At 70.4% G+C, this 6,772-nt stretch carries 7 protein-coding genes; 4 read left to right on the top strand and 3 right to left on the bottom strand.

Annotation, left to right across the window (positions count from 1 at the left end; all coding sequences use genetic code 11):
* Positions 1 to 90: 90 nt before the first annotated feature.
* The 3 genes from ACFWM7_RS32235 to ACFWM7_RS32225 are packed head-to-tail and all read left to right on the top strand — an operon-like array spanning position 91 to position 1,716.
* A complete protein-coding gene (locus ACFWM7_RS32235) occupies positions 91 to 531 on the top strand; it encodes a hypothetical protein (RefSeq protein ID WP_383267485.1) in 441 nt (146 codons plus the stop codon).
* Positions 528 to 962: a thiol-disulfide oxidoreductase DCC family protein gene (locus ACFWM7_RS32230; protein WP_383267482.1), complete on the top strand. Its 435-nt coding sequence runs from the start codon at positions 528 to 530 to the stop codon at positions 960 to 962. Before ACFWM7_RS32235 ends, ACFWM7_RS32230 begins: the two co-directional genes overlap by 4 nt.
* 10 nt (positions 963 to 972) lie before the next feature.
* Positions 973 to 1,716 carry a TetR family transcriptional regulator gene (locus ACFWM7_RS32225; RefSeq protein ID WP_383267478.1) on the top strand — a complete coding sequence of 248 codons (744 nt, stop codon included), beginning with the start codon at positions 973 to 975 and terminating at the stop codon, positions 1,714 to 1,716.
* Positions 1,717 to 1,752: 36 nt separating this feature from the next.
* Here the strand turns inward: ACFWM7_RS32225 and ACFWM7_RS32220 are convergent, their stop codons facing one another.
* The 3 genes from ACFWM7_RS32220 to ACFWM7_RS32210 form a co-directional block, all read right to left on the bottom strand.
* Complete coding sequence (locus ACFWM7_RS32220; protein ID WP_383267491.1) at positions 1,753 to 3,306, bottom strand: ABC transporter substrate-binding protein; 1,554 nt, start codon at positions 3,304 to 3,306, stop codon at positions 1,753 to 1,755.
* Between the two features lie 274 nt (positions 3,307 to 3,580).
* Entirely contained in the window at positions 3,581 to 4,993 is a 1,413-nt protein-coding gene (locus tag ACFWM7_RS32215; protein WP_383267488.1) for a metallophosphoesterase, read from the bottom strand.
* A gap of 33 nt (positions 4,994 to 5,026) precedes the next feature.
* Complete coding sequence (locus tag ACFWM7_RS32210; protein ID WP_383267475.1) at positions 5,027 to 5,272, bottom strand: SCO4848 family membrane protein; 246 nt, start codon at positions 5,270 to 5,272, stop codon at positions 5,027 to 5,029.
* 133 nt (positions 5,273 to 5,405) lie between these two features.
* On the opposite strand from ACFWM7_RS32210, the gene ACFWM7_RS32205 reads away from it, so the two are divergent.
* Positions 5,406 to 6,770 carry a D-alanyl-D-alanine carboxypeptidase family protein gene (locus ACFWM7_RS32205; RefSeq protein WP_383267472.1) on the top strand — a complete coding sequence of 455 codons (1,365 nt, stop codon included), beginning with the start codon at positions 5,406 to 5,408 and terminating at the stop codon, positions 6,768 to 6,770.
* The last annotated feature ends 2 nt before the right edge of the window (positions 6,771 to 6,772 follow it).

Here is a 6,772-nt window from a genome sequence, read left to right as displayed (position 1 = left end):
TGGCTGTAGACCCCTTCTTGAACATGTTCAAGAAGGGGTCTACAGTCATGCCCGAGAGTATTTTTGAACGCGTTCAAGGGAGGGTGGGGCATGGACCTCACTGTTGTCGCGTACGTCATCTACCTGCTGATCAGCGTGGCGCTCACCGTCTGGGTCGCCCGCACGCTCAGCCGCAACGGGCGGATCTTCCTCGCCGATGTGCTGCACGGGAACGAAAAGCTCGCCGACGCCGTCAACCACCTGCTGGTGGTCGGCTTCTACCTGGTCAACCTCGGGTTCGTCACGCTGTACCTGAGATACGCCGACGGGGTGGCCGACGCCCGCGAGCTGTTCGAGGCCCTCTCGGTGAAGGTCGGCGTCGTCCTGCTGGTGCTCGGCGTGATGCACCTGGGCAATGTGTGGGTGCTCAGCCGCATCCGCCGCCGCAGCGCCCTGGAGCGCGAGCAGACCCCGCCGGTCCCGCCGCAGGGTTGGACGCCTCCCGGGCCCCAGGGCCCGTGGGCCGCGCCCGCGCCCGCGCCGGGGCAGTGAGTCCGGTGACCGCGCCCGCCCCCGTACGCCGGCTGACCGTGCTCTACGACGCGCAGTGCCCGCTCTGCGTCCATCTGCGGGGCTGGCTCCAGCGGCAGCGGCAGCTCGTGCCGCTGGACCTCGTACCGGCGGGGTCGCCCGAGGCGCGGCGGCGGTTCCCGGAGCTGGACCACACGGCGACGCTCCGGGAGATCACCGTGGTCGGCGACCTGGGGCAGGTCTACCGGGAGACGGACGCCTGGATCGTCTGCCTGTGGGCGCTGGCCAAGTACCGCTCCAGGGCCCACTGGCTGACCACCCCCGCCGGGCGGCCCTTCGCCCGGGGGACCGTGCTGGCCGCCGCCCGCTACCGCTCGACGGCCGTCCCGCCCTGCGCCCCCGGGGCCCGCGAGTGCGCCGCCCCGCCCGGCGGCCCGTGGGGCCCCCGCTAACCTTGGGCCCGTGGTGAAGGAAGAGAAGAACGTGCAGGAGAAGAAGCCGGCCAAGGCCGCGAAGAGCGAGCAGACCCGCACGCTGATTCTCGAGACGGCGCTCCGGCTCTTCGCGGAGCGGGGCTACGACCGGACGACCATGCGGGCCATCGCCCAGGAGGCGGGCGTCTCGGTCGGGAACGCCTACTACTACTTCTCCTCGAAGGAGCACCTGGTCCAGGGCTTCTACGACCGGATCGCCGGCGAACACGCGGCGGCGGTCCGGCCCGTGCTGGAGGGCGACGGCGATCTGACCGTACGCATCAGGGGCGTGCTGCTGGGCTGGCTGGACGTGGCTGAGCCGTATCACCGCTTCGCCGCCCAGTTCTTCAAGAACGCGGCGGATCCGGACAGCCCGCTCTCCCCGTTCTCGGAGGACTCGGCGGCCGCCCGCGACGCGGCGATCTCCATCCACGAGCGCTGCATCGCCGGGGCGGACGTCAAGAGCGACCCGGAACTGGCCCCGCTGCTGCCGCAGGTGATGTGGCTGATGCAGATGGGGTTGGTGCTGTTCTGGGTGTACGACCGCAGCGAGGACGCCGAGCGCAGCCGCCGGCTGGTCGAGCGCACCGCGCCGATCGCCGCGCGGGCCATCGCGCTCTCCCGGTTCCGGGTGCTGCGACCGCTGGTGCGGCAGATCCACGGGCTGCTGGTGGAGTTCCTGCCGGGTGGTACGGAGACGGCCGGAGCGAAGACGCCCCGGCCGTCGGACTGACCCCGCGCCCAGGCCGCGTCGGCCGGGGCGGGTCCGTCAGATCCGGCTGAGCTCCCACAGGCGCCAGGTGCCGGTGCCGTCGGAGAGGTACTGCGAGCCGGCGACCTCGGACTTGGCGACGACGTAGTCCTTCTTCTGCCACAGCGGCAGCAAAGGGACGTCCTCGCCGACCAGCGACTGCATCTCCTTGAAGTCGTTCGAGGTCCGGCTGCGGTCGCTGAACTGCTGCGTGGCCGCGATCAGCTGGTCCATCTTCTTGCTGGAGTAGCCGCTGTGCAGGACGTTCCCGGTGCCGACGAGCGGCTGGCTGAAGGTGTCGGGGTCCGGGAAGTCGGGGAACCAGCCGACGGTGTACATGTCGTACTTACCGGCCGCGTACTCCTTCTGGTACTTCGTCCACTCCACGGCCTGGACCGAGACCTTGAACAGCCCGTCCTTCTCCAGCTGACGGCGCAGCTCGGCGGTCTCCTTGGTGTACATGTCGCCCTCGCGGTAGGCGAAGTCGATGGCGACCGGCGTCTGCACCCCGGCCTGCTCCAGCAGTTGCTTGGCGCGCGCCGGGTCGGAGGAGGGGTAGGCGTCGAAGAACGGGGTGCTGTGCCCGATGTAGCCGGTGGGGATCAGCGAGTACAGCGGGTCGACCGTGCCCTGGTAGACCTTCCGGACCAGCGGGCCCCGGTCGAGGAGCGCGGCGACGGCCTGGCGGACCTTCTTCTCCCCGAACGGCGAGTCCGTCCGGGAGTTGAAGATGATGTTGCGGATCTCGGCGCTGGCCGCCTCGGTCACCCGCACGTCCGGGTCGTTGACGTCGAGGTCGGCGAGGGTCTCGGACGGCAGCTGGCGGTGGGCGATGTCCACCTCGTCGTTGTCCCAGGACGTCTGGAGTTCCTCGGAGGTCTTGAAGTAGCGGATGTTGACCGCTTCGCCGGTCTTCTTGAGCGCGCCCCGGTACTTCAGGTTCGGGACCAGCTCGGCGCGGCTCCCCGATTCGTACGACTTGAGGACGTACGGGCCGGAGCCGTCCACCTCGTTGCCCGGACGGAGCTTGTCCTCGGGGTACTTGGTGGGGTCGACGATCGCTGCGGCGCCGGTGGCGATCTTCTGCGGGAAGGTCGCGTCCCTGCCGGACAGGTTGAACGTGATCGTGCGGCCCTCGGTCGTCACCGTCTTGAGGGTGGGGAAGAGACCCGCGGGGCCGACCTCGGACTTGATCCGGAAGATCCGGTCGAAGGAGTGCTTGACGTCCTCGGCGGTGATCTTGCGGCCGTTGGAGAAGGTCAGGTCGTCACGGAGCTTGCACTGGTACGTCTGGAGCTTCTGCCCGACGAACCCGCAGCTCTCGGCGGCGTCCGGTTCGGGTGTGACGGCGTTGGGCTTGAACGTCATCAGCGACTGGTAGATGTTGCTGTAGATCGCCCAGGAGCCCGCGTCGTAGGCGCCGGCCGGGTCGAGCGAGGTGACGACGTCCGATGTCCCGACCGTGATCGCGTCGGTCTTCGCCTCCCCCGACGGGAGCAGTTGCCAGGCACCGACGCCCGCTATGACCAATACCGCGAGAATCGCGAGAATCCGTACCCGGACCGACCGCATTGCCGTGCTCTCCCTTACCAGCCCCACCACGGCGGTCGCGTTTGTGACGCGCACGTCGCCGCATGTTCGCGCTTACCCAATCACACGATTTTCACATCTGGAAGAGTAAATGGGGCGCTCACAGCCTTTTGCTGGACACGTGCGGGAAGCCCTGTCCGAAAAGGCTGTTTCGCGTCTCCCACCAGCGGGTTCCCGTCGCTGACGGTGACCCTTCGGTGTGGATTTCATGATGCCGGGCCGGACGCCGCCGGACCGGCGCACCCGCAACGGAGCGTTACGCCTGACGGGAGGCCAGCTCCACCACGGTGATGTCGGCCGGGGCGCCCACCCGGACGGGCGGGCCCCAGGCGCCCGCGCCGCGCGAGACGAAGAGCTGGGTGTCGCCGTAGCGTTCGAGGCCGGCGACGGTGGGGTTGGCCAGCTCGGCGAGGAGGTTGCCGGGCCAGAGCTGTCCGCCGTGGGTGTGGCCGGAGAGCTGGAGGTCGACGCCGTGCTCGACGGCGTCGTGGATGACGACCGGCTGGTGCGCCATCAGGACGGCGGCGCGGCCCCGGTCCCGGTCGCCCAGCGCGCGGATGAAGTCGGGCCCCTGGCCCTCGGTCTCGCCCGCGATGTCGTTGACGCCGGCGAGGTCGAAGCCCTCGATCTCGACCCGGGCGTTCTCCAGCGGGATCAGGCCGAGTTCGCGGACGTGATCGACCCACTGCTCGGCACCGGAGAAGTATTCGTGGTTGCCGGTGACGAAGTAGCTGCCGTGCCTGGCGCGCAGGGCGGCCAGCGGTTCGGCGGCGGAGCCCAGGTCCGCGACGGACCCGTCGACGAGGTCGCCGACGACGGCGACCAGGTCGGGCGAGGTCGCGTTGATCGTGTCGACGATCCGGCGGGTGTGGGCGCGGCCGAGGATCGGGCCGATGTGGATGTCGCTGACCACGGCGATCCGGAAGCCGTGGGCGGCGCGGGGCAGTCTGGTCAGCGGGACGGTGATCCGCTTGACGCTCGGCCCGCTCAGCACGTTGTGCGTGCCGTACCCGACGGTGGCGAGCCCGGCGGCGGCCGCCGCGCCGCCGACGACCCGGGAGACGAAGAGGCGGCGGGAGGGGCCGGGGGTGGCGGCCTCTGCCGAAGCCGGGGCCGGGGCGGAGGCCTCCGGGGCGGTGGCAGCCGGTTTCGCCGCTGGTTCCGATCCCGATCCCGATTCCGGTTCCGTTTCCGCCACGGGATCGGCCACCGTACGCGCCACCGCCTCCGAGGGGGAGGAGGCCCCGGCGGACCGGGACGGCACCAGCTCTTCGGTACGGGGACGGGTCTCGTCCGGGGCCTCGGCGAGGCTTCCGGAAGCCGTTCCGCTTTCGGCCCCGGCGGCCCGCGCGTCGCGCCGCGCGAGGACCCGCAGGAGCACCGGGCGTACGACCTCGCCCACGAGCAGCGCCAGCGTCAGGTAGAGCAGGCAGGCCAGCCACAGGAAGCCCGGCCAGGCCAGCACCTGCTGGAGCCAGAAGGGGGCGCCCACCCGGCCGGACGTCATGGCGCCGACGCTCAGCAGCGGCAGGACGAAGGCGGCGACGGTGCCCACCCGGCGCAGCGCGCTGCCCGGTGCGGTGGTGTCACCGACGAAACGCCGCCACAGATACCGGTGCACGGCGCCGAGCAGCGCCAGCACCACGAGCGCCACCAGAGCGAAGACCACTGCTGCCATCCGAGCTTCCCCATGTTCCCGTCGTCATGCGCGCTTGTCGCGCAAAGCCCGGACTCCGCGCAACCCGATCACGCCGACCGCCGTCCCCAGAGACAAGGACGTGATGGCGAGCAGCAGGTGCACCCAGAAGTAGCCGGTCGGATCACCCGCGTCGTCGAAGGCGAGGCCACTGCCGTCCTGCCACAGATTCTTGACGAAAGTGATCCAGATGAACCAGCTCCACACCCCGAACGCGAGCAGGAACCAGGACACGCGGTGGCTGAGCTTCATGGGTCCAGTATCACCGCCGCCCTCCGGTCCCCTCCTCCGGGGTGACGCCCGAACGGGGCCGTCCCGGCGTTCCCTGCGGCGGGTCAGCCGGTCCGGGTCCTCATCCACATCTTCGCCCTGTACGTTTCCGACCGTGCCTGCTCTGAAAAAGATCGCCCTCACGGTCACCTCCGCCGCCTTGTTGTCCGGTTTCGTTCTCAGTCCCGCCGCGGCGGCCGACAAGGACAAGAGCGACGACAAACAGCCCAAGCCGCCGAGCACGATGTCCAGCCTCGGCGGGGAGCAGCTCGGCAAGGCCGGCACCCAGGTCAACCTGGGACCGGGGGCGCCGGTGCTGCCGAAGAAGCTGTCGGGCCGGTCGTGGATCGTCGCGGACGCGGAGAACGGGGACGTCCTGGCGGCGCACAACTCCCACTGGCGGCTGCCGCCGGCCTCCACCCTGAAGATGCTCTTCGCGGACACGGTGCTGCCCGCACTCCAGCCCACCGAGACCCACAAGGTGTCGGAGGACGAGCTGGCGGGGGTCGGCGAGGGCAGCAGCCTCGTCGGGGTCAAGGAGGACCACACCTACACGGTCCACGACCTGTGGCTCGGGGTGTTCCTGCGGTCGGGCAACGACGCGGTGCACGTGCTCTCGGAGATGTACGGCGGTGTCCCGGAGACGGTGGCCGCCATGCAGAAGCACGCCGAGGAGCTCCAGGCCCTGGACACCGTGGTGGTCTCGCCGGACGGGTACGACGCACCGCGCCAGGTCTCCAGCGCGTACGACCTGACGCTGATCGCCCGCAGCGGGATGCAGAAGAAGGACTTCCGCGAGTACGCGGCGACCGCGTCGGCCGACTTCCCCGGCGAGAAGAAGAAGGGGAAGAAGCGCGAGTCGTTCGAGATCTCGAACACCAACCGGCTGATCACCGGGGACATCGGCGTGGATCCGTACCAGGGCATCGCGGGCGTCAAGAACGGCTACACCACCCACGCGGGCAACACCTTCACCGGCGTCGCAGAGCGCAACGGCAAGGTCCTGCTGGTCACGGTCATGAACCCGGCGGCGGAGGAGAGCCACGCCGTCTACAAGGAGGCCGCCCACCTCCTCGACTGGGGCTTCGCCGCGAGCGGCAAGGTGACCCCGGTCGGCCAGCTGGTGCCGCCGAAGTCCGTGGACACCGGGACCGCCACCGGCGGCAAGGGCGCGGTGCCCGCCGCCGGCGCGGACCAGGGCACGGGGAGCCAGGCGGAGGCCACGCACGCCTCGGGCTCGAAGGGTTCCAGCGGGGTCGGGATCGCCCTGGCGATCATCGGCGGTCTGCTGGTGGTCCTGGCCGGCGCGGTGTTCCTGGTCAACCGCCACTGGCCGCTGCCCGGCCTGGGCGGCCGCACCGCGCCGACGGCGGACGCACCGGACGCCCCGGAGACGAAGGACGCGGGTGGGACGGCGGAGGCGGCCGAGCCGGCCGCCTCTCTCGCCGAGGGCGCCGCAAAGCCCGCCGACAAGTCCTAGGC

Source organism: Streptomyces sp. NPDC058375 (genome assembly GCF_042723425.1).
In the GTDB taxonomy this organism is placed as follows: Bacteria; Actinomycetota; Actinomycetes; order Streptomycetales; family Streptomycetaceae; genus Streptomyces; species Streptomyces durocortorensis.
This window is presented reverse-complemented; position numbering and strand designations above follow the sequence as displayed.

What these genes read in the sequence shown, in the direction of transcription:
- ACFWM7_RS32210 (WP_383267475.1), bottom strand. Translation starts at nt 5,272, where the DNA reads ATGAAGCTCAGCCACCGCGTGTCCTGGTTCCTGCTCGCGTTCGGGGTG.
- ACFWM7_RS32235 (WP_383267485.1), top strand. Translation starts at nt 91, where the DNA reads ATGGACCTCACTGTTGTCGCGTACGTCATCTACCTGCTGATCAGCGTG.
- ACFWM7_RS32220 (WP_383267491.1), bottom strand. Translation starts at nt 3,306, where the DNA reads ATGCGGTCGGTCCGGGTACGGATTCTCGCGATTCTCGCGGTATTGGTC.